The 18,053-nt window shown below is 67.0% G+C and carries 17 protein-coding genes and 1 pseudogene; 10 read left to right on the forward strand and 8 right to left on the reverse strand.

Features of this window, described 5'->3' with window-relative positions; genetic code table 11:
* Positions 1 to 67, forward strand: a pseudogene (locus ACWCPQ_RS34120) (transcription elongation factor GreA); the annotation flags it as partial.
* A 3-nt stretch (positions 68 to 70) separates the two neighbouring features.
* Here ACWCPQ_RS34120 and greA read toward each other — a convergent pair.
* Together greA and ACWCPQ_RS34130 are read right to left on the reverse strand one after the other, a co-directional pair.
* Positions 71 to 565, reverse strand: a complete 495-nt coding sequence (gene greA / locus ACWCPQ_RS34125) for a transcription elongation factor GreA (RefSeq protein ID WP_039826568.1) — start codon at positions 563 to 565, stop codon at positions 71 to 73.
* Positions 566 to 903: 338 nt separating this feature from the next.
* A complete protein-coding gene (locus ACWCPQ_RS34130; RefSeq protein WP_449907005.1) occupies positions 904 to 1,407 on the reverse strand; it encodes a DUF4307 domain-containing protein in 504 nt (167 codons plus the stop codon).
* A 103-nt stretch (positions 1,408 to 1,510) separates the two neighbouring features.
* Between ACWCPQ_RS34130 and mca the strand changes: the two genes are divergently transcribed.
* Positions 1,511 to 2,395 carry a mycothiol conjugate amidase Mca gene (gene mca, locus ACWCPQ_RS34135; RefSeq protein WP_449907008.1) on the forward strand — a complete coding sequence of 295 codons (885 nt, stop codon included), beginning with the start codon at positions 1,511 to 1,513 and terminating at the stop codon, positions 2,393 to 2,395.
* Positions 2,395 to 2,697, forward strand: coding sequence for a hypothetical protein (locus ACWCPQ_RS34140; RefSeq protein ID WP_449907011.1), 303 nt, complete (start codon positions 2,395 to 2,397; stop codon positions 2,695 to 2,697). Before mca ends, ACWCPQ_RS34140 begins: the two co-directional genes overlap by 1 nt.
* 116 nt (positions 2,698 to 2,813) lie before the next feature.
* Here ACWCPQ_RS34140 and ACWCPQ_RS34145 read toward each other — a convergent pair whose 3' ends face one another.
* The gene (locus ACWCPQ_RS34145) at positions 2,814 to 3,212 is read right to left on the reverse strand and encodes an NUDIX hydrolase (protein ID WP_449907013.1); all 399 of its coding nucleotides are present in this window, start codon (positions 3,210 to 3,212) and stop codon (positions 2,814 to 2,816) included.
* 89 nt (positions 3,213 to 3,301) lie between these two features.
* Positions 3,302 to 3,730: a RidA family protein gene (locus ACWCPQ_RS34150; protein ID WP_449907016.1), complete on the reverse strand. Its 429-nt coding sequence runs from the start codon at positions 3,728 to 3,730 to the stop codon at positions 3,302 to 3,304.
* Positions 3,731 to 3,829: 99 nt separating this feature from the next.
* Between ACWCPQ_RS34150 and ACWCPQ_RS34155 the strand changes: the two genes are divergently transcribed.
* From ACWCPQ_RS34155 to ACWCPQ_RS34165, 3 genes are all read left to right on the forward strand, one after another.
* Positions 3,830 to 4,672, forward strand: coding sequence for a helix-turn-helix transcriptional regulator (locus ACWCPQ_RS34155; RefSeq protein WP_449907019.1), 843 nt, complete (start codon positions 3,830 to 3,832; stop codon positions 4,670 to 4,672).
* 70 nt (positions 4,673 to 4,742) lie between these two features.
* A complete protein-coding gene (locus tag ACWCPQ_RS34160; RefSeq protein ID WP_449907045.1) occupies positions 4,743 to 5,036 on the forward strand; it encodes an oxidoreductase in 294 nt (97 codons plus the stop codon).
* A gap of 1,563 nt (positions 5,037 to 6,599) precedes the next feature.
* Entirely contained in the window at positions 6,600 to 8,648 is a 2,049-nt protein-coding gene (locus tag ACWCPQ_RS34165) for a thioredoxin domain-containing protein (RefSeq protein ID WP_449907022.1), read from the forward strand.
* Positions 8,649 to 8,741: 93 nt separating this feature from the next.
* On the opposite strand, the gene ACWCPQ_RS34170 is transcribed toward ACWCPQ_RS34165, so the two are convergent.
* Together ACWCPQ_RS34170 and trhA are read right to left on the reverse strand one after the other, a co-directional pair.
* The gene (locus tag ACWCPQ_RS34170) at positions 8,742 to 10,268 is read right to left on the reverse strand and encodes an adenylate/guanylate cyclase domain-containing protein (RefSeq protein ID WP_449907025.1); all 1,527 of its coding nucleotides are present in this window, start codon (positions 10,266 to 10,268) and stop codon (positions 8,742 to 8,744) included.
* A gap of 124 nt (positions 10,269 to 10,392) precedes the next feature.
* Positions 10,393 to 11,040, reverse strand: a complete 648-nt coding sequence (trhA, locus tag ACWCPQ_RS34175) for a PAQR family membrane homeostasis protein TrhA (protein WP_449907048.1) — start codon at positions 11,038 to 11,040, stop codon at positions 10,393 to 10,395.
* A 385-nt stretch (positions 11,041 to 11,425) separates the two neighbouring features.
* On the opposite strand from trhA, the gene ACWCPQ_RS34180 reads away from it, so the two are divergent.
* On the forward strand, positions 11,426 to 12,214 hold the full coding sequence (locus ACWCPQ_RS34180; protein WP_449907028.1) for an isoprenyl transferase: 789 nt from the start codon (positions 11,426 to 11,428) through the stop codon (positions 12,212 to 12,214).
* 351 nt (positions 12,215 to 12,565) lie between these two features.
* Here the strand turns inward: ACWCPQ_RS34180 and coaA are convergent, their stop codons facing one another.
* Positions 12,566 to 13,498 carry a type I pantothenate kinase gene (gene coaA / locus ACWCPQ_RS34185; protein WP_327149769.1) on the reverse strand — a complete coding sequence of 311 codons (933 nt, stop codon included), beginning with the start codon at positions 13,496 to 13,498 and terminating at the stop codon, positions 12,566 to 12,568.
* Between the two features lie 279 nt (positions 13,499 to 13,777).
* Positions 13,778 to 14,179 (reverse strand): hypothetical protein, encoded by a 402-nt coding sequence (locus ACWCPQ_RS34190; protein ID WP_449907033.1) that lies wholly within the window; start codon positions 14,177 to 14,179, stop codon positions 13,778 to 13,780.
* A 304-nt stretch (positions 14,180 to 14,483) separates the two neighbouring features.
* Here ACWCPQ_RS34190 and ACWCPQ_RS34195 point away from each other — a divergent pair, with 304 nt between their 5' ends.
* The 3 genes from ACWCPQ_RS34195 to glyA all read left to right on the forward strand — a co-directional run bounded on the left by ACWCPQ_RS34195 (position 14,484) and on the right by glyA (position 17,959).
* On the forward strand, positions 14,484 to 14,888 hold the full coding sequence (locus tag ACWCPQ_RS34195) for a pentapeptide repeat-containing protein (RefSeq protein ID WP_449907035.1): 405 nt from the start codon (positions 14,484 to 14,486) through the stop codon (positions 14,886 to 14,888).
* 70 nt (positions 14,889 to 14,958) lie between these two features.
* A complete protein-coding gene (locus ACWCPQ_RS34200; RefSeq protein ID WP_449907038.1) occupies positions 14,959 to 16,158 on the forward strand; it encodes a DUF885 domain-containing protein in 1,200 nt (399 codons plus the stop codon).
* A gap of 508 nt (positions 16,159 to 16,666) precedes the next feature.
* Entirely contained in the window at positions 16,667 to 17,959 is a 1,293-nt protein-coding gene (glyA, locus tag ACWCPQ_RS34205) for a serine hydroxymethyltransferase (RefSeq protein WP_449907042.1), read from the forward strand.
* Positions 17,960 to 18,053 lie beyond the last annotated feature (94 nt).

Consider the following 18,053-nt stretch of genomic DNA (forward strand, 5'->3'; position numbering starts at 1 on the left):
CTACTCCCCCAGCTCGCCGCTCGGCGGCGCGCTGATCGACGCCAAGGTCGGCGAGACCCGGCCGTATGCCTCAGCTGTGGTAGGGCTCGGCGCTGACCAGCGTCACCTTCATGAGGTTGCCGTTGGGCAGGGTGTATTCGCGGGTCTCGCCGACCTTGGCGTCGATCAGCGCGCCGCCGAGCGGCGAGCTGGGGGAGTAGGTCTCCAGGTCGGGGTTGCCCAGGCCTTCTTCGCGGGTCGCGATGAGGAAGGTCTCGGTATCGGATTCGTCACCGTCGTAGTAGACCTTCACCACGGACCCGGGCAGCGCGACACCGGACTTGGTGGGAGCCACGCCGACCTTGGCGTTGTTCAGGAGTTCCTGCAGCTGCCGGATCCGGGCTTCCTGCTGGCCCTGTTCCTCGCGCGCCGCGTGGTAGCCGCCGTTCTCCTTGAGGTCGCCTTCTTCGCGACGCTCGTTGATCTCGGCGGCGATGACCGGACGATTGGCGATGAGCGCGTCGAGTTCGCTCTTGAGCCTGTCGTGCGACTCCGGGGTCAGCCAGGTCACTTGGGTCTCAGTCATCTCGATCACTCCCTAGTAGTTGTCCCCGGCAGGCCGGGATTCCCTGATCACTGCGGCACAACCCACCCGCAGGCAGGCATGCTTCAGCAGACGGCTATCGCGATCCTGGGAAGTCCGAAGAACCCCGACAGGCCTGACGCCGGGAGCCTCCCCGGTATCGACCGCGCTGGCCGCCAATGCAGCAAACACGGCTCCGAGCCCCGGAACCGTGTGTCAGGCCATTTTAGCATGATTCACAAAAAGGCAGGTCGGAGAAGTTTTTACCGGCGGGTCCGCTTTTCTCGACCGATTTCCGTGTCTGCGCGCTGTACCCCGGCCGGCACTGCCGAAACCACAATTCACTCGGTGCGCAAGTATCCGGGGACGCTGTCGGTACACGCGTAGATGGCGGCCGAGGCCGGACGCTCGGAGGCCTCGACCACCGTGCGTACCCGGACCGTCTTGTCACCCGCGGTCGGCTGGATCAGCACCTCGCGCCGGCCCACCTCTTCGAGGTCACGGGACATGGCACGGACCAGGCACACCACCGGCACGGACGGGTCGTCGCGGGTGAGCCGTATCTGTACCTCGACCGAGGAATCGTCGAGCACCGTGTAGCCGAGCTCCTCGGATTCGATGTCCTCGGGACCGAACTGTGCCCAGCCCAGGTAGGCGACACCGATACCGGCGAGGACCGCCACCGCGGTGAGCAGGGCGCCGATGCGCCGGCGATTCGGCCGCGCGGCGCGGCGGCCGTAGCGGTCGGCGTACCGGTCCCCGGCGGAATCGGCGGCGTCGGGAGGAGCCGCCGCGGGGGAGCCGGCGGAGTCGGCGTGCCCGGGGTCCGGCGTGGGCTCGGTCATGATCGCGTGCTCCCGGGGGGTAGGTCGGAACAGAATCGGTCCAGATGGAACTATAGGTAATGAAGTCCGAACACCCGCGACCGAGAGCGACGGTGAACGAGAAGTGAGTGGCCTTCGCCTCATGGCGGTGCACGCCCACCCCGACGACGAATCCAGCAAAGGTGGTGCGACCACAGCCCGTTACGCCGACGAGGGACACGATGTCCTGGTCGTCACGCTGACCGGCGGGGAACGCGGCAGCATTCTCAACCCGGCCATGGACACGCCCGGGGTGCTGGAACGGATAAACGAGATCCGGCGCGAGGAGATGGCGGCCGCGGCGGCCGCGCTGGGCGTCCGGCAGACCTGGCTGGGATTCGTCGACTCGGGACTGCCCGAGGGCGACCCGCTGCCCCCGGTTCCGGAGGGATCGTTCGCGCTGATTCCGCTCGAGGAAGCCACCGAGGCGCTGGTGCGCGTGGTCCGCGAGTTCAAACCACACGTCATGACCACTTATGACGAGATGGGTGGCTACCCGCACCCGGACCATATCCGGTGCCATGAGGTATCGGTGGCCGCGTACGAGGCAGCGGGCGATCCGGAGAAGTTCCCGGATGCCGGTGCACCGTGGACGCCGCTCAAGCTGTACTACGACCACGGTTTCTCGATCCGGCGGATGGAGGTGTTCGCCGAGGAGTACGAGAAGCTGGGCGAACCCTTCCCGCTGCAGGAATGGCTGGACCGGTCCCGGAAATACGCTGTCGAACGCGGCGACATCATGGCCCGGGTCACCACGCAGGTCGAATGCGGGAAGTACTTTCCGCGCCGCGACGACGCGCTGCGTGCGCACGCCACCCAGGTCGATCCGAACGGGGCGTTCTTCGCGATTCCGCTGGAGATGCAGCAGCGGCTGTGGCCGACCGAGGAATTCGAACTGGCGCGGACCCGGGTGAGCACCGATATCCCGGAGACCGACCTGTTCGCCGGTATCACCGATGAGCACCGCTGATGGCGACTGCGCAGCTCTCCGTATTCGCGACCGCGCTGCTGGCGCAGACGCCCGGTACGCCCACCGGGCCGGAGTTCGGTAAGGCGTCCCCGCTCGGTCTGGCGATCGTGCTGATCCTGCTGGCCGGTACTTTCCTGCTGGTGCGCTCGATGAACAAGCATCTGAAGAACCTGCCGGAGACCTTCGAGCCCGAGCATCCGGAACCGGATCAGGAAGCCGACGAGGGCACCGAACACGGGGTGATCAAGCGTGCGGAGTCATCGGCCGACGGCGGCCCCGACGACCGCGGCCGGGAGCTGTAGCGATGACGACCGCGTCGGCCGCTGTAGTGCCGACTACCGCGACCGGCCGCCGCCGACTCGGCGGTCGCGATCGGGCGGAGCGGCGACGGGTACCGTGCTCGGCGGGGCGGCGTCTGCTACCAGTCGATCAGGTCCAGCCGGTGCAGGTGTTCGAAGACGAGCAGTGAACCGGGCGCGACCTCCGGCATGGCGGCGTACTCACCGCCGGTGAAGTAGCGAAACTCGGCGATCTCGCCGAGCGGGCTCGGTGCCGCGGTGACCTCGGCCAGAAAACAGGTCATATGTAACCGTGTCCCGGCGGTGTGCCCATAGGCGTCGGCCTCGAAGACGCCCAGTTCACTGACCTCGGTGACGCCGACACCGAGTTCTTCGCGGATCTCTCGGTGCAGCGCCTGCAGTGCGCTCTCCCCGGAATCGATCTTCCCGCCGGCCATGTAGAAGACGGCTTTTCCGGTCGAGCGGGTCTGGATCAGGCGACGGTCGCGAATATGGGCCAGGGCGGCGGTTCTGATCACGGGTACACGGTAGAGCCGGCGCGGGGCTCCCGAACCCCTCGGGGCACAATTACTTCATTCGACATCGAGCTCGGCTGCTGGATCGCGGCTCAGCCCTGTTCGATGTGATCTGCGGGCGAGGAGGCCAGCGCGATGGCCTCGATCTCGATTTGCCAGTCGGGTCGGGCGAGCGAGGACACCTCCAACAGTGTGTCGGCGGGGTAGGGCTCGCTGAGGAATTCGGCGCGCAATTCGATCACCTCGGACAGGTTGGCAGCCATATCCCGAACGAAGATACCGATCTTCACGATGTCGCCGAGGCCCGCGCCCGCCGCGGCCAGGACATGTTCGAGATTGCGGAATGCCTGGCGGCCCTGGGCGCGGAAGCCGCCCTGCACGGTGCTGCCGTCCTCGGTGAAACCGGCTTGGCCGGATACGTAGATCAGCCCGTCGGCGGCGATCGCCTGCGAGATCCGGTACGGGTGATACCAGTCCGGACTGGTTTCGATCTTCTCGATACGGACATTGCGGATACTCATGGGCCCAGCCTGGCGACCGCCGGGTTTTCGTACCAGCGCCTGCTGAACCGCTGGCCACCGAACCTGGGTCCGAGACACCCAGCCTGAGATTCGACAATCGTGGACAGCACTCAGAAGATCGGGGAATTCCTCGTCTCTCGCCGTGCACGTCTGCGTCCAGAGGACGTCGGCGTGCCCTTCTTCGGCACCCGCCGCCGTGTCCCTGGCCTGAGGCGCGAGGAACTCGCCCAGCTCGCGGGCGTCAGCGCCGACTACTACGCCCGGTTGGAGCAGGGGCGGTTGGACAACGTCTCACGCGCGGTCCTGGATGCCGTCGCGAGCGCTCTGCGGCTCAGCGCCGAGGAACGCACTCACCTGTTCAATCTGGCCCGGCCGCCCCGGTCGGGGGGCTCGGGTGGCGATCGGACGGTGCTACGGCCCGCCCTGCGCGCGCTACTCGAGGCCATGGAGCGCGTTCCGGCCTATATCGTGGGCCATCACACCGATATCCTCGGCTGGAACCGGGCCGCCGAACTGCTGTTCGGTATCGATTTCGCGGATTTGCCACCGGCGCACCGTAATTGGTCGTACCTGCTGTTCCTGGATCCGCGTATATCGGCGCTGTTCGCCGATGATCAGCCCGTTATCGCCCGGCAGGTGGTCTCCGATCTACGTTTGCGCAGCAGCCACCGCCCGAACGATCGAGCCCTGGGCGAACTGATCGGTCACATGTGTTTCGCCAGTAAGCAATTCGATGAGCTGTGGACCAGCCACGATGTCACCGAGGTCGCCTACGGCACCTATCACTTCCGGCATCCTGGGCTCGGCGCGATCGAGGTCGACTATGAGTTCATGCCTCTGGTCGCCGATCCGGGCGTGCGGGCCCTGGTGACCTACACGGCGCCACAGGGCAGCGCGACGGAGCAAGGCCTGCGCGCGCTCCTGGCATCAGGCGAGGGGTAGGTCCGCGAGACCCTGGTTCGCGGAACAGCGGTGAACCAGGCGCTGGTCCCGGGTCTCGCGGTCGGGGAGGCTGCTTCGCGAGGTGTCCGGCCGCCCGGTCATCGCCAATGGCGGCATGCACGATCTGGGCCAGGCCGCCGACGTACTGACCGGTGGGCATGCCGACGTGCTCTCACTCGGGCGTGGCGCCTTGGCGAATCCGGATTTTCCGCGGCGTGTGTCGACCGGCGAGGAGCTCGGCGCCTTCGACTACGAGATGCTGCACCCGCTGGCCACGCTGGATTGCGCCGCCGCGTGGCGGGCTGAGCGGGAGGCAGCGACTGGCAGGGTTCTGGCTCCCGCCTCGGCTCTGTCGGCACCGTAAGCCATTCGAGCGGAGCCGATTTCGTGCTGTGCGCAGGCGGTCGGTCGATGAGCGCCATTACCTCGACTGGCCGTACGGGACGGTATAGCTTCGCTCACCCCCACTCCGCCAACCGGCTTCGGAAGGTTCCGAGGATGAACCGGTCCCGGTGCGGTCTCTGGGCCACGGCTCTCTCAGATGAATCTGTATGTCATCCAGCAGAATTCGCGCCGGGCCCATCGCAAAACCCGCTGCCGAGGTGCTTTTCGATTCGCTCGGGTCCAGGGCGGCCGAGGTGCCGGCCTCTGGTACTGCGACACTCACCCAAGTGCTCGGTGCAGCCCGGCCGATCTACTCGTGAACTCCCGCCAGTCGTCGGGATACTCGGTTTCCACCTGCACCCGCACTCCAAGGGGGCTCTCGATGTCGGCCGCGAGGAGATGGGCGCCTCTGACCGCTTCTTCTATGTCCACGATCTCACTCTGTCACTCTGTCACGGGACGGTGCACTGGTTGAGTGGCGTGATATAAAATTTCGAGTCCTGCCTCTTGTGAAATGCATCGACATGAATGATGTCTCCGCTGTTCCAGAGATTTTCCCACTGGAATGGCACGGCTGCCCGAAATGGAGCATATCGTCCTTGTTCGCGGATTGTGTGGCTGAAATCGGTGCCCGTTGACAAACACTGCCAAACGTACTCCCCCGGTCTGTGGCCGAGGTCGTTGATGAACCACCACCATGTGTAATAGTCGATCGGATCACCGTCACGAGGTCGGATTTCGGATTTGACCGTGCCCATTCGGTTACCAGTTGAGAATCGGTGCAAGGTGGTGGGGCGGCCGTAGCGTCGGCGGCTGTTGCCATCTCTCCCGTAACGACCCGTCACCAGTGTCGGCGCAACCAACCATCATGTGTGACCCGCGCGGAACGGAGCCTCGGAGTGCGCTTTTTCGGGCACTTACCGGATTTCTCCTATCGCTTGTACGCTTTGTCCGGTCCGGCCCGGGAATTATTTGTCGAACGGAAAGAGCAGGCTTGCGGCGACGGCCTCGAGAAAATGGTTCACAATGAGTTCCTATCTGTCGTGGAGTCGAACAGCCGTAGTTTCTCGCCGGTCGAATATCCGGGTTGTATGTGCTTCCGGACGCCGGCCGTCGAGCACCTCGACCGACCCGGGCGTAGCCACGTCGCGTGAGCGCGCCTCTGTGATCTGTTGTGCTCTAAACGGTTTGACGTAGTCGGACCGGGATCGGTTCCACTGATCGCGAACACTCTCATCGGTTCGAGCGGCTACTGTTCGGTCTCCTTCTCCCGCTGGTGAGGGTGGGTTCGGTCGATGCCGGGTGGCAGCTGCAATTGCCGACCGGCGTGTCGAGCCGAGAACGGCGGCCGACCTGTTGAGCCGGAACCGGCTGGGCCGCCCTCCGTGATCCGGCCCTGTACCGCCTTCGCCGGAATCTCCCCGACCAGCAGCCCACCGGATAGATACCGCCTGGTCACGGACAACTGGTCAGGGGGCCGATGGGCGGTTCGTTGGTCGTTCAGTTCGGATCGGTTGCCGGTTTCTGTGGAAGGCTGGATGGTATGAACCGACTGTCCGGAGCATCCTCGCCTTATCTACGCCAGCATGCGAACAATCCCGTCGACTGGCGGGAATGGGATGCCGGCGCGCTCGCGGACGCGGTCGCCCGGGACGTGCCGATTCTTCTCTCGATCGGATATTCGTCCTGTCACTGGTGTCATGTGATGGCCCACGAATCGTTCGCCGACGAGGCCACCGCCGCGCAGATGAACGCCGAATTCGTCTGCATCAAGGTCGACCGTGAAGAGCGCCCGGACCTGGACGCGGTGTACATGAACGCCACCGTCGCGATGACCGGCCAGGGCGGCTGGCCGATGACCTGTTTCCTCACCCCGGCGGGCGAGCCGTTCTACTGCGGTACCTATTACCCGAAGGTGCCGCGTGGTGGGATGCCGTCGTTCACCCAGTTGCTCACCGCGATCACCGATACCTGGCGCAACCGGCGGGCCGATGTCGACACCGCCTCCGAGCAGGTGGCCGCGGCGCTGCGTGAACAGGCGAGCGGAATCCCGAAGGCCGAGCTGACCGTCACCGCCGAATTGCTGAACCACGCCGTCGCCGCGGTGCTGCGCGATTTCGACGAGACCCACGGCGGTTTCGGTGGCGCGCCCAAGTTCCCGCCCGCCGCACTGCTCGAGGGCCTGCTGCGCAGTTGGGAGCGAACCGGCGACCCTGCGGTACGGGCGGTGGTGGACCGCACCGCCGAGGCCATGGCCCGCGGCGGCATCTACGACCAGCTACGCGGCGGTTTCGCGCGCTATTCGGTGGATGCGGCCTGGATTGTCCCGCATTTCGAGAAGATGCTCTACGACAACGCGCAGCTGCTGCGTTTCTATGCGCATCTCGCGCGCCGGAGTCCCGACGACCCGCTCCCACGCCGGATCACCGAGGAAGTGGCCGGGTTCCTACTGGACGATCTGGCCACCGCGCACGGTCTCGCCTCCGCGCTGGATGCCGATACCCATGTGGCGGCGGGCGAGCCGGGAGTCGAGGGCGCGACCTACGTCTGGAACCCGGCCGAGCTGGTCGGCGCGCTGGGCCCCATCGACGGTGCCTGGGCCGGGGAAGTTTTCGGAGTGACGACGGCCGGGAATTTCGAACAGGGCTGCTCGGTGCTGACGCTGCGCACCGATCCCGCGGACGGCGAGCGGTTCGAGCGGGCTCGTACCGCATTGCGCGACGCACGGGCGCGCCGCCCGCAACCCGATCGCGACGACAAGGCGGTGACCGCTTGGAACTGCATGGCGATCACCGCACTGTGCGAGGCCGCCCGGGCGCTCGATCGGCGGGACTGGTTCGACGCCGCCTACGACCTCGCCCGGGTGATCCTCGAGCTGCACGTAGTGGATGACCGGGTGCTGCGCGCCTCGCTCGGCGGGATCGCCGGCGGCGCGCCCGGTGTACTGGAGGACTATGCCTGGCTGGCCACCGCGCTGCTGGCCCTGCACCAGTACTCCGGCTCGGCCGGTTGGTTGCCGGATATCCACCGGATCCTCGACTCGGTCGTCGCGCATTTCGCCGATCCGGACGAGCCGGGCAGCTGGTTCGACACCGCCGACGACGCCGAAACGCTCATCGCGCGGCCGCGCGACCCGATCGACGGCGCCACCCCCGCCGGAGCGTCGGTATTGGCAGAAGCACTGCTGACCGCCTCGGCTGTCGTCGAACCGGACCGCGCTGTCCGATACCGCGAACTGGCCGAACACACGCTGGCACGCGGCGCGGTGGTACTGGCCAAGGCACCACGCTCGGCCGGGCAGTGGCTGACGGTGGCCGAAGCCGCACTGCAGGGCCCGTTACAGATCGCCATCTCCACCACCGGCTATCAACCGGTGGGTGACGAGGAACTGCTGGAGGTCGCCCGAGTCCACGCACCCGGCGGCGCCGTGGTGGTCCGGGCCGAGGTGGACACCGTCCCGCTGCTCGTCGATCGGCCCTCCGTGGCGGGGACCGCGGCCGCCTATGTATGCCGTGGTTCGGTCTGCGACCTACCGGTCACCACTCCCGACGCGTTGCGCGCCGCGCTGACCGGCCCTGCGGCCTCGGCATAGGACGGCCTTCGGACCCGTTGGGCGGTCGAGAGTCTCGCAGCGCCGCGATCGCTTCTGCCACTGCTGTGCGTGGCGGGCCGACCGCACGGGGAATCAGTGCGGTGCGATGTCCTCGCGATCGGTCCAGGACGGAGTCGGCGCGTCGAGACCGCGAAGTGCGACGGCACCGTACTTCACCCATTCGGCGCGTTCGCTCGCGTCGGCCGCGTCGATAACGCTCTGTGAGACCAGAATGCGTCGCGGTACCTCTTTGGCCCGGTTGGTGAGCCGGGCGGCCGCATTCACCGCGTCCCCGATGACCGTGTACTCGCGGCGGGTGTCGGTGCCGATATCCCCGGCGAAAACCCGGCCCCGGGCCACCCCGATCCCGATATCGAGTTCGCCCGCCGCCAGGATCTCGTCACGGATCCGGCGGGCCGCGCGCAGGGCGGGGGTCGCGTTGTCGGCCAGCGCGATCGGGGCGCCGAAGATACACAGGGCAGCGTCACCCTCGAACTTGTTCACCAGCCCGTCGTTCTCCTCGGTCGCGGCGACCACGGTGGCCATCAACCGGTTGAGCATGGCCACGAACTCTTGCGGCGGCAGTCCGGTGGAGATCGCCACCGACCCGGTGACGTCGACGAACAGCGCCGAGACCTCCCGTACGTCCCCGGTGAGATCGATACCGCCCGCCAGGGCGCGTTCGGCCACCTCCTCGCCCACATGCCGGCCGAATACATCGCGCATGCGCAATCGTTCGCGCAGATTCGCCGACATCTCGTTGACCGAATGCTCGAGCCGCCCGATCTCGCTGGCGCTGCCGACCGAAACCCGGACGTCCAGGTCGCCTCTGGTGATCCGGTCCACCGCGATCCGCAATGTCCGCAGCGGCGCGGCCACGGCCCGGGCCAGTGCCCAGGTGGCGAGTACCCCGACGACGAGGCTGATGGCCGCGAGATAGATACCGGTCCGGATTCGGTGTTCCATCGTGGTGGCCGGATCTGACAGCACCACGATCAGCGCACTGAGCGGCATGGCCCCCGAGACCGCCCAGGCCAGTGCCACCCGGACGAAAACCGACGAGCTCCAGTGCATGGTCGCGCCGAGCACGCCCGCGACGATCGGCACCACCGGCCGGACCACCCGGTCCACGACCAGGTAGGTGATACCGGCGGATTCGAGTCCACCGACGGAGAACATCGCCAGCAGGACGATGAGATCGTTCTCAACGGTGAGCCGGGCGAGCAGGATCGCCGACAGCACCACCCCGGGCGCCCACATCAGCAGTGAGCGGATAGTGATCGCGAGCGGCAGGTGCAGGATCCGCCGCGCCTCCTCCGGAGTGGGTTTCCGGGCGCTGTCCAGCCAGGCGAAGTAGCTCATCCGGTCGCGGACGGCGAGCGCGATCCCGAACAGTGACGCGACGGTCGGGTAGACGGTCACCAGCATCAGCCCGCTCAACTGATCGGAGCCGATCCGACCCGGAAAGCCGATGAGCACCAGTTGGGTGACGATGACGGCGAGACCGCTCAGATGCGCGGCGATGACCACCGACGCCAGCCCCCAGCGGGCGCGAACGGTCCACTGCATCAGCCGGGTGATCACCCTGGACCGGGGCCGGGCCCCGAGGCTGTAGATCATCCGGAGCTACCCGCGGTGGCCGCTGGAGCACAGGCGGCCGGTATCGAAGGACACGAATCAGGAGCCTAATCGACACAGCTGGGCAGATGTCCGTGAACGACCGCGCCGGGCGGCCGCGACCTGCTCAACCGAGCAGCACCAGCCAGACCGCCAGGTAATGGCAGAGGGCGGCCACCACGGTGGCGGCGTGGAAGAACTCGTGGTGGCCGAAGGTGCTCGGCCACGGATTTGGCCAGCGCGTCGCGTAGAGAATCGCGCCGACGCTGTAGGCCAGCCCACCGGCGACCAGCAGCAATACCGCGGGTAGCCCGACCGACCGGTAGAGCTCGCCGCCGACCGGCACCACCGCCCAGCCCAGCAGCAGATACAGCGGCACACCCACCCAGCGCGGAGCGTGCGGCCACAGCACCTTCAGTGCCACCCCGGCCAGCGCGCCCGTCCACACCACGGCGAGCAGGATCGGGCCGGTCGGGTCGGGTAGCCCGAGCAGCGCGAACGGGGTGTAGGTGCCCGCGATGAACAGGAAGATCATCGAATGGTCGGCGCGTTTCATCCGGGTCCGCGCGCGGACCGTGGTCCAGGTGATCCGGTGATAGACGGCGCTCACCCCGAACAGGGCACAGATGGTGAGCCCGTAGATGACAGTCGCCACGAGCGCGGTCGCCGATATCGTCGCCGCCTTCGCGACCAGGGCGATGACGGCCAGCGCCGCGATACCGGTGGCCCAGGTGTGAATCCAGCCGCGCATTCGGGGTTTGACCAGCGCGACCAGCGAGTCGGCCGGGTTGGGGACCGGGTCCTCGCTGTCCGGTCCCTGCCACGGATCGGCCCTGGTGTCGAGCACTGTGCCGGGCGGATCGAGATGGCCGGGATCCGAAGGACCGCCGGGGAGCTGGTCGGGCACGTTACCTCCTGGTCGGCTCTGCGCTGGACCGCCTCCGGCGGCAGCGCGACGGGTGCGGCCGCTGGACGGGCCGCGGACTGTATCCGCGGCGCGACCCGCGATCGATACGCAACCCGTGGGTAACCTACGGCAGCGTAGGTTTCTCTCGCGACATACTGTACCGGCTCACCCCCGGACACGGGAGTCTCGTCCCGGGCCTGGGCGCCATCGCATTCCGCGGCAACTACGGACCCGGACCGGAAAAGGCGTACTGTTGGTCGTCGTGGAATTTCCGAGTCGGCTGCGGGGCTTTCCCTATCGCATCTACGAGGCCCGGCTGGCCAAGCAGCTTGCGGATAAACAGCATCCGCGCCATGTAGCGGTGGTGTGTGACGGCAATCGCCGCTGGGCCCGGGAGAACGGGTTCACCGATATCACCCACGGACACCGCGTCGGCGCCCTCAAGGTCGCCGAACTGGTCAGCTGGTGCGAAGCCGAAGGAATCGAACTCGTCACCGTCTACCTGCTCTCCACCGAAAACCTCAGCCGCGGCCAAGACGAGCTGGAAACCCTCTTCGAAGTCATCACCGACGTCGTCGAAGAACTGGCCGCCCCGGAACAGAACTGGCGGGTCCGCATCGTCGGTACGCTCGACGGCCTCCCCGAACTGGTCGCCAAACGAATGCGCGCCGCCACCGAACGCACCCGCGAACGCACCGGCACCCACGTCAACGTCGCCATCGGCTACGGCGGCCGCCAAGAAATCGCCGACGCGGTCCGCCAACTGGTCCGCCAAGAGATATCGGCCGGCGAAACAGGCGAAGACCTGGTCCAATCCATTACGGTCAGCGCTATCGGCCAACACCTCTACACCTCGGGCCAACCCGACCCCGACCTGGTCATCCGCACCTCCGGAGAACAACGACTCTCCGGCTTCCTCCTCTGGCAGAGCGCCTACTCCGAGATCTGGTTCACCGAGGTCTACTGGCCCGAATTCCGCCGAGTCGACTTCCTGCGCGCACTACGCGACTACGCGGCCCGCCACCGCCGTTACGGCACCTGAGCTGTGTTTATTTGCGGCGCCTGCGACGTGCGGTCGGCCATCCATGGAATGTGACCGTTGAGCACCTCCGGTCAAGGGCGGGACGGGCCTCGACCCTTGTGGGCCTCGTAAGCACCTCGGCGCCGGGTGGTGTCCTCGTTGGGCTCGGTGCCGGGGTGGTGTCTTCGTTGGGCGCGGTCGCGAGTGAGGTGGTCGGTCGCGTCGTGTTCGGTGAACGCGGGGGTCGAGACGCGCTGGTCGGCGGGAGGGGCCTCGACCTGTGTGGCCTCGTATGGCTCGGCGTCGGGGGTGGGGCCGGCCCGCGTCCTGGTTCGCGATTCGGGGGTCGAGAGCTGTCTCGGCGGCGGGGGGTCACAGCTTCCGCAGGCGCAATCGGTTGATCGTGTGGTCGGAATCCTTGCGCAGCACCAGGGTCGCCCGGGGGCGGGTGGGCAGGATGTTGTCCACCAGGTTGGGGCGGTTGGTGGAGTTCCAGATATCTTTCGCGGCCGCTGTCGCCTCGGCGTCCGTGAATTTCGCGTAGTGGTGGAAATGAGCTTTCGGGTCCGCGAATCCGGTGGCGCGCAAGCTGAGGAACCTTCGTACATACCAGGTTTCGATATCCTCGATGCGGGCGTCGACATAGATCGAGAAGTCGAAGAGATCCGAGACCATGAGCCGGGGACCGGTCTGTAATACGTTCAATCCCTCGACGATGAGTATGTCCGGCTGGCGTACACAGTGGAATTCACCGGGAACGATATCGTAGGAGATATGTGAATAGACCGGGGCGCACACCTCTTCCGCGCCCGATTTCACCTCGGTGACGAATCGCAGCAGTTTGCGGCGGTCGTAGCTCTCCGGAAAGCCTTTACGGTGCATGATGCCACGCCGGGTGAGCTCTGCCGTGGGGTACAGGAATCCGTCCGTGGTCACCAGATCGACGCGGGGATGATGGTCCCAGCGGGCCAGTAGCGCCTGCAGGACACGGGCGGTGGTGGATTTTCCCACCGCCACACTTCCGGCGACCCCGATGACGAAGGGCACCTGTTTGTCCGGATGCGATTCCCCGAGGAAGGTGGCCGTGGCCGCGAACAGCCGCTGTCTGGCCGCCACCTGCAGATGAATCAGTCGCGCCAGCGGCAGGTAGACCTCGGCCACTTCTTCCAGATCGATCTGTTCGCCCAGACCCCGCAGCCCGATCAGTTCCTCTTCGGTGAGCACCAGCGGAGTCGATTTGCGCAGTTCGCGCCACCGTTTCCGGTCGAATTCCACATACGGACTCGGCTCGCTCGCCTTGGCCATCTACTCAGCGCTCCACTCGGCCGGACACTCGTGTTCCCGATACCGCTCTCGTGGGACGCCGCCGCTGCGGCTGTCGCGACCCCGGCAGGTCCGTCGCTCTGGCTGTGCCCTCATGGCTGAATTCTGCCCCTCATGGGGGAGTAAGTGAACGAGGGGGGCCGTTACTGTTGTCACAGCGAGAACGGTCGGTGCGGCTCCCGGGCGGCGTCACCGCCTCGGCGAACCGGGCCGGAGGCGATGACGACCCGGCGGAGAAGGCGCCCGCATCCCGGGAGCCCGCTACACGTGCTGGAGTGCCGCGGTGATCTTGCGGGTCATCTCGGCGGTGACCGGTCCGGGTTCGCCCTTACGGGAACGGCCGGCGGCGTCCACCGCGACCAGGACGGTCCGGCGGAAATTGTCGGCCTCGACGGGAGCGTGGTTCTCGAGCAGGTCCACAGCCGCGGTCAGAGCGGGAAACACACGGTCGGCGAGTTCGGCGACGGTCCGGCCCGGCAGGTCGATGTCCGCGGATTTCGCGGCCAGCACATGCCCGACCAATCCGGTCGCCGAGGTGAGTGCGAGGGAGCCCCGGGTGGCGGCTCGGTGGGGCGCGCCGGTGGCCGCCAGCAGCGCGATGGCGCCGTAGGCGGCGGTCCGCACGGTGGCCTGGTCCTGGGCGGTGAGGGTGTTGTTCGTCATGACAGCAACTATCGGCAGCGGAGCTGATATCGCCCTGACACCGGCCTGACGCCCGTGCTGACACTGCGCCACCCGCGCGGAAACCGGCGATCACCGGCGGCCGGCTCGGGATATGGTGGCCTGCAATCACTTCGAAGGGCACCAGATGGCCGCGGGGGGTACTGCACCGGCACCTGATCGTCGTGTCGTCGCGGGCTCGGACCGGTCACTGCGAACACCGGGATCACTCCGGCCCCCCGCGCCGGGGCCGGCTTCCCGCTCGAGCAGGTTTCTGCACTGGTCGGGGTGGCCCCGTCTGGCCGCGATGGCGACGACCGTGGCAACGATCGGCGCATCCGGCGCCGCGGTCGCCGCGCTCTGGTTCTCCGGCCAGTCGCTGCGCGCCACCAACGAACAGCACACCTTGTCCCAGCAGACGGCGGTGACGGACCGTTTCCGGCTCGCCGCCGAGCAACTGGCCTCCGACCAGATCAATGTCCGCCTCTCGGGGATCTACCTGTTCGAACTGGCCGATACGAGTCTCGGCTGGACCGACCTGACCGGTGCGGACTTGACAGGTGCGAATCTGGAAGGCGCCGAGCTCCGTTACGCGGACCTCACCGGTGCGAATTTCACCGAAGCGGACCTGACCGGCGTGGATCTGACCGGCGCGGTCTACGACGAAACCACGGTATGGCCTGCCGGTTTCACACCCGCTGTGCCCGAGTGACCAGTCCGCCGACGAGCGACGTGCGGATCACCGATGGTTCCGCCCGACCACGCCGATTAGGGTCGGTGCCATGGAAGCCCATCCTCTGGTGATCGAATACCTGCGGCTCGGTCTGGCATTCGACCGGATCGAAGAGGGGTTCGTCGACGCCTACACAGCCGACCCCCGGTTGCGGCAGGAGGTCGAGAACGCGCCGAAGCCCGAACCCCGCGACCTGGCCCGGACGGCCGCGCGGCTGCGCGCGGAGTTGCCGAACACAGGCCTGCCACCGGAGCGTATCGAGTTCATCGATGTGCATCTGCGGGCACTGGAGTGTTCGGGGCGGAAGTTCGCCGGCGACGATATCGGTTTCGTCGACGAGGTGCGGGCCTATTTCGATGTCGATATCGCGCCCGGCGACCCGGACGATTATCAGGAGGCGCACCGCAAGATCGACGAGGTCCTGGGCGGCTCGGGGCCCCTGGTCGAGCGGATGGCGGCCCACCGCCGGGCCGACGAGATCCCGCCCGAACGGCTCGAGGCCTGCGTTGCGGCTTTCTCCGGCGCACTGCGTGAACTCGTGCGTGCCCGCTACCCGCTGCCCGACCACGAACATGTCACCTACGAGGTGGTCGGGGACAAGCCGTGGTCCGGGTTCAACTACTACCTCGGTAACTACCGCTCGACCGTCGCGATCAACTCCGATCTGCGCCAGCACATGGCGAACCTGCCGCGCCTCATCTCACACGAGTCCTACCCGGGCCACCACACCGAACACTGCCGCAAAGAAGCCGGTCTCGTGGCCGCGGGCCAGGCCGAGCAGACCATCTTCCTGGTGAACACACCACAGTGCCTGATGGCCGAAGGGCTCGCCGACCTGGCCCTGCGCTCGATCGTCGGACCCGGATGGGGCCGGTGGGCGCAGGAGATCTACGCGGATCTCGGCCTGCGATTCGACGGCGAACGCGCCGAACGGCTGTCCGAAGCCTCCGGCAAACTGCTGGGAGTCCGGCAGGACGCCGCACTCATGTTGCACGACCAGGGCAGAGACGCCGACGAAGTCGCCGCCTTCCTGGAGCGTTGGTCGCTCACCACCGCCGAACGGGCCCGGCAGTCACTGCGCTTCCTGTCCTCTCCGCTGTGGCGTGCCTACACGAGCACCTACGTCGAAGGCTACAAACTCCTGGGTGGCTGGCTGGACCGCGCGGCCGACGAGGACGAACGCGCCGACCGCTTCCGCCGCCTGCTCGACGAACCCCTCATCCCCTCCACCCTGCGCGCCGCCGCGTAAGCACCCGCCGACCCACCACGAGCAGGTCGCCCGGCCTCGAAACGAACGTCCACCCGGTACCCCACGTCTGCTCCGGATGATCCACCTCTGTGACCGGACCTGCCCCGGTTCCGGAGCGACAGGAAGAAGGGGCGCAGCCACCGAGCGCCGGACTGACGAACCAGCGCCTCGAGGAGGGGCACGGGGGCTCGATCAGCAGCGCCGAAGGCGTCGCACAGAACACATCCGGGGTCACGGGAGCCCCACGCGACGCCGAGGCAGTGCCGACGCCGAGGCAGTGCCGACAACGAGGCATTACTCATCACAAAGCGGGCCCACCACAAAGGCGGGGCCCGCCCCGGTTCTGGAGCGACGGAGCGGGGGAGCGAAGCGGAGGAGCGGAGGAGTGAAGAACCGGGGTTAATAGGGCCCCGCCCCGCCCCGCCGCAGGCGGGGCAAATGACACAGCCCGCCCCGCCGAAGGCGGGGCAGATAAACACAGCGTGAGGGCGGCTCATACACTTGCCTCGTGACGCAGACGACCGCCTCTGTCAATACCCAGTCTCTCGGTGAGCTCGATCCCGAGCTCGCCACCGCGATGGCGGGTGAGCTCGCCCGGGAACGCGACACCCTGGAGATGATCGCGTCGGAGAATTTCGTTCCGCGCGCGGTGCTGCAGGCGCAGGGCAGTGTGCTCACCAACAAGTATGCCGAGGGTTATCCCGGTCGCCGTTACTACGGCGGTTGCGAACATGTCGATGTGGTCGAGAACCTCGCCCGGGAGCGGGCCAAGGCGCTGTTCGGCGCCGATTTCGCGAATGTGCAGCCGCATTCCGGGGCGCAGGCCAATGCCGCGGTGCTGATGTCGTTGCTCGACCCGGGTGATCGTCTGCTGGGCCTCGATCTGGCCCATGGTGGCCATCTCACCCACGGTATGCGGCTGAACTTCTCCGGCAAGCTCTACGAAGTGCATTCGTACGGGGTCTCCAAGGAAGACCACCGGGTGGATATGGACAATGTCCGGGCCATTGCGCGGGAGTCGCGGCCGAAGGTGATCGTCGCCGGTTGGTCGGCCTATCCGCGGCACCAGGATTTCGCGGCGTTCCGCGAGATCGCCGACGAGGTCGGCGCCTACCTGTGGGTCGATATGGCGCATTTCGCCGGTTTGGTCGCCGCCGGTCTGCACCCCTCCCCGGTCCCGCACGCCGATGTCGTGTCCTCCACCGTCCACAAGACGCTCGGCGGCCCCCGTTCGGGCCTCATCCTGGCGAAGCAGGACTACGCCAAGAAACTGAACAGTTCGGTGTTCCCGGGCCAGCAGGGCGGGCCGTTGATGCATGTCATCGCGGCGAAAGCGGTCGCGTTCAAGATCGCGGGTACGCCCGAGTTCGCCGAACGCCAGCAGCGCACGCTGACCGGTGCGAAGATTCTCGCCGAACGCCTCACCGGCGCCGATGTCGCGGGTAAGGGCATCAGTGTCCTCACCGGCGGCACCGACGTCCACCTGGTCCTGGTCGATCTGCGCAATTCCGACCTCGACGGCCAGCAGGGCGAAGACCTGTTGCACGAGGTCGGTATCACGGTCAACCGGAACGCGGTCCCGTTCGATCCGCGGCCCCCGATGGTCACGTCCGGTCTGCGGATCGGCACCGCCGCTCTGGCCACCCGTGGTTTCGGCGATACCGAATTCACCGAGGTCGCCGATATCATCGCCACCGCTCTCGCCGGCGGTGCCGACCTGGACGCGCTGCGTGGCCGGGTCAAGAAGCTGGCCAACGATTTCCCGCTCTACCAGGGCCTGGAGGACTGGCACCTGCTGTAATTTCGGCGCCGCCTGCGGCGGCGCGGGGTTGAGGCCCCCTTGGTCTCGCCGTTCAGGCCTCGAGACTCGAGCCTTCGGCTCATGCGCTTTCGAG

This window comes from Nocardia sp. NPDC001965 (genome assembly GCF_053594175.1).

Excerpts from the sequence above, each read along its gene's own strand:
- greA (WP_039826568.1), bottom strand. The coding sequence starts at position 565 with ATGACTGAGACCCAAGTGACCTGGCTGACCCCGGAGTCGCACGACAGG.
- ACWCPQ_RS34130 (WP_449907005.1), bottom strand. The coding sequence starts at position 1,407 with ATGACCGAGCCCACGCCGGACCCCGGGCACGCCGACTCCGCCGGCTCC.
- ACWCPQ_RS34140 (WP_449907011.1), top strand. The coding sequence starts at position 2,395 with ATGGCGACTGCGCAGCTCTCCGTATTCGCGACCGCGCTGCTGGCGCAG.
- ACWCPQ_RS34150 (WP_449907016.1), bottom strand. The coding sequence starts at position 3,730 with ATGAGTATCCGCAATGTCCGTATCGAGAAGATCGAAACCAGTCCGGAC.
- ACWCPQ_RS34165 (WP_449907022.1), top strand. The coding sequence starts at position 6,600 with ATGAACCGACTGTCCGGAGCATCCTCGCCTTATCTACGCCAGCATGCG.
- ACWCPQ_RS34170 (WP_449907025.1), bottom strand. The coding sequence starts at position 10,268 with ATGATCTACAGCCTCGGGGCCCGGCCCCGGTCCAGGGTGATCACCCGG.
- coaA (WP_327149769.1), bottom strand. The coding sequence starts at position 13,498 with ATGGCCAAGGCGAGCGAGCCGAGTCCGTATGTGGAATTCGACCGGAAA.
- ACWCPQ_RS34190 (WP_449907033.1), bottom strand. The coding sequence starts at position 14,179 with ATGACGAACAACACCCTCACCGCCCAGGACCAGGCCACCGTGCGGACC.
- ACWCPQ_RS34195 (WP_449907035.1), top strand. The coding sequence starts at position 14,484 with ATGGCGACGACCGTGGCAACGATCGGCGCATCCGGCGCCGCGGTCGCC.
- ACWCPQ_RS34200 (WP_449907038.1), top strand. The coding sequence starts at position 14,959 with ATGGAAGCCCATCCTCTGGTGATCGAATACCTGCGGCTCGGTCTGGCA.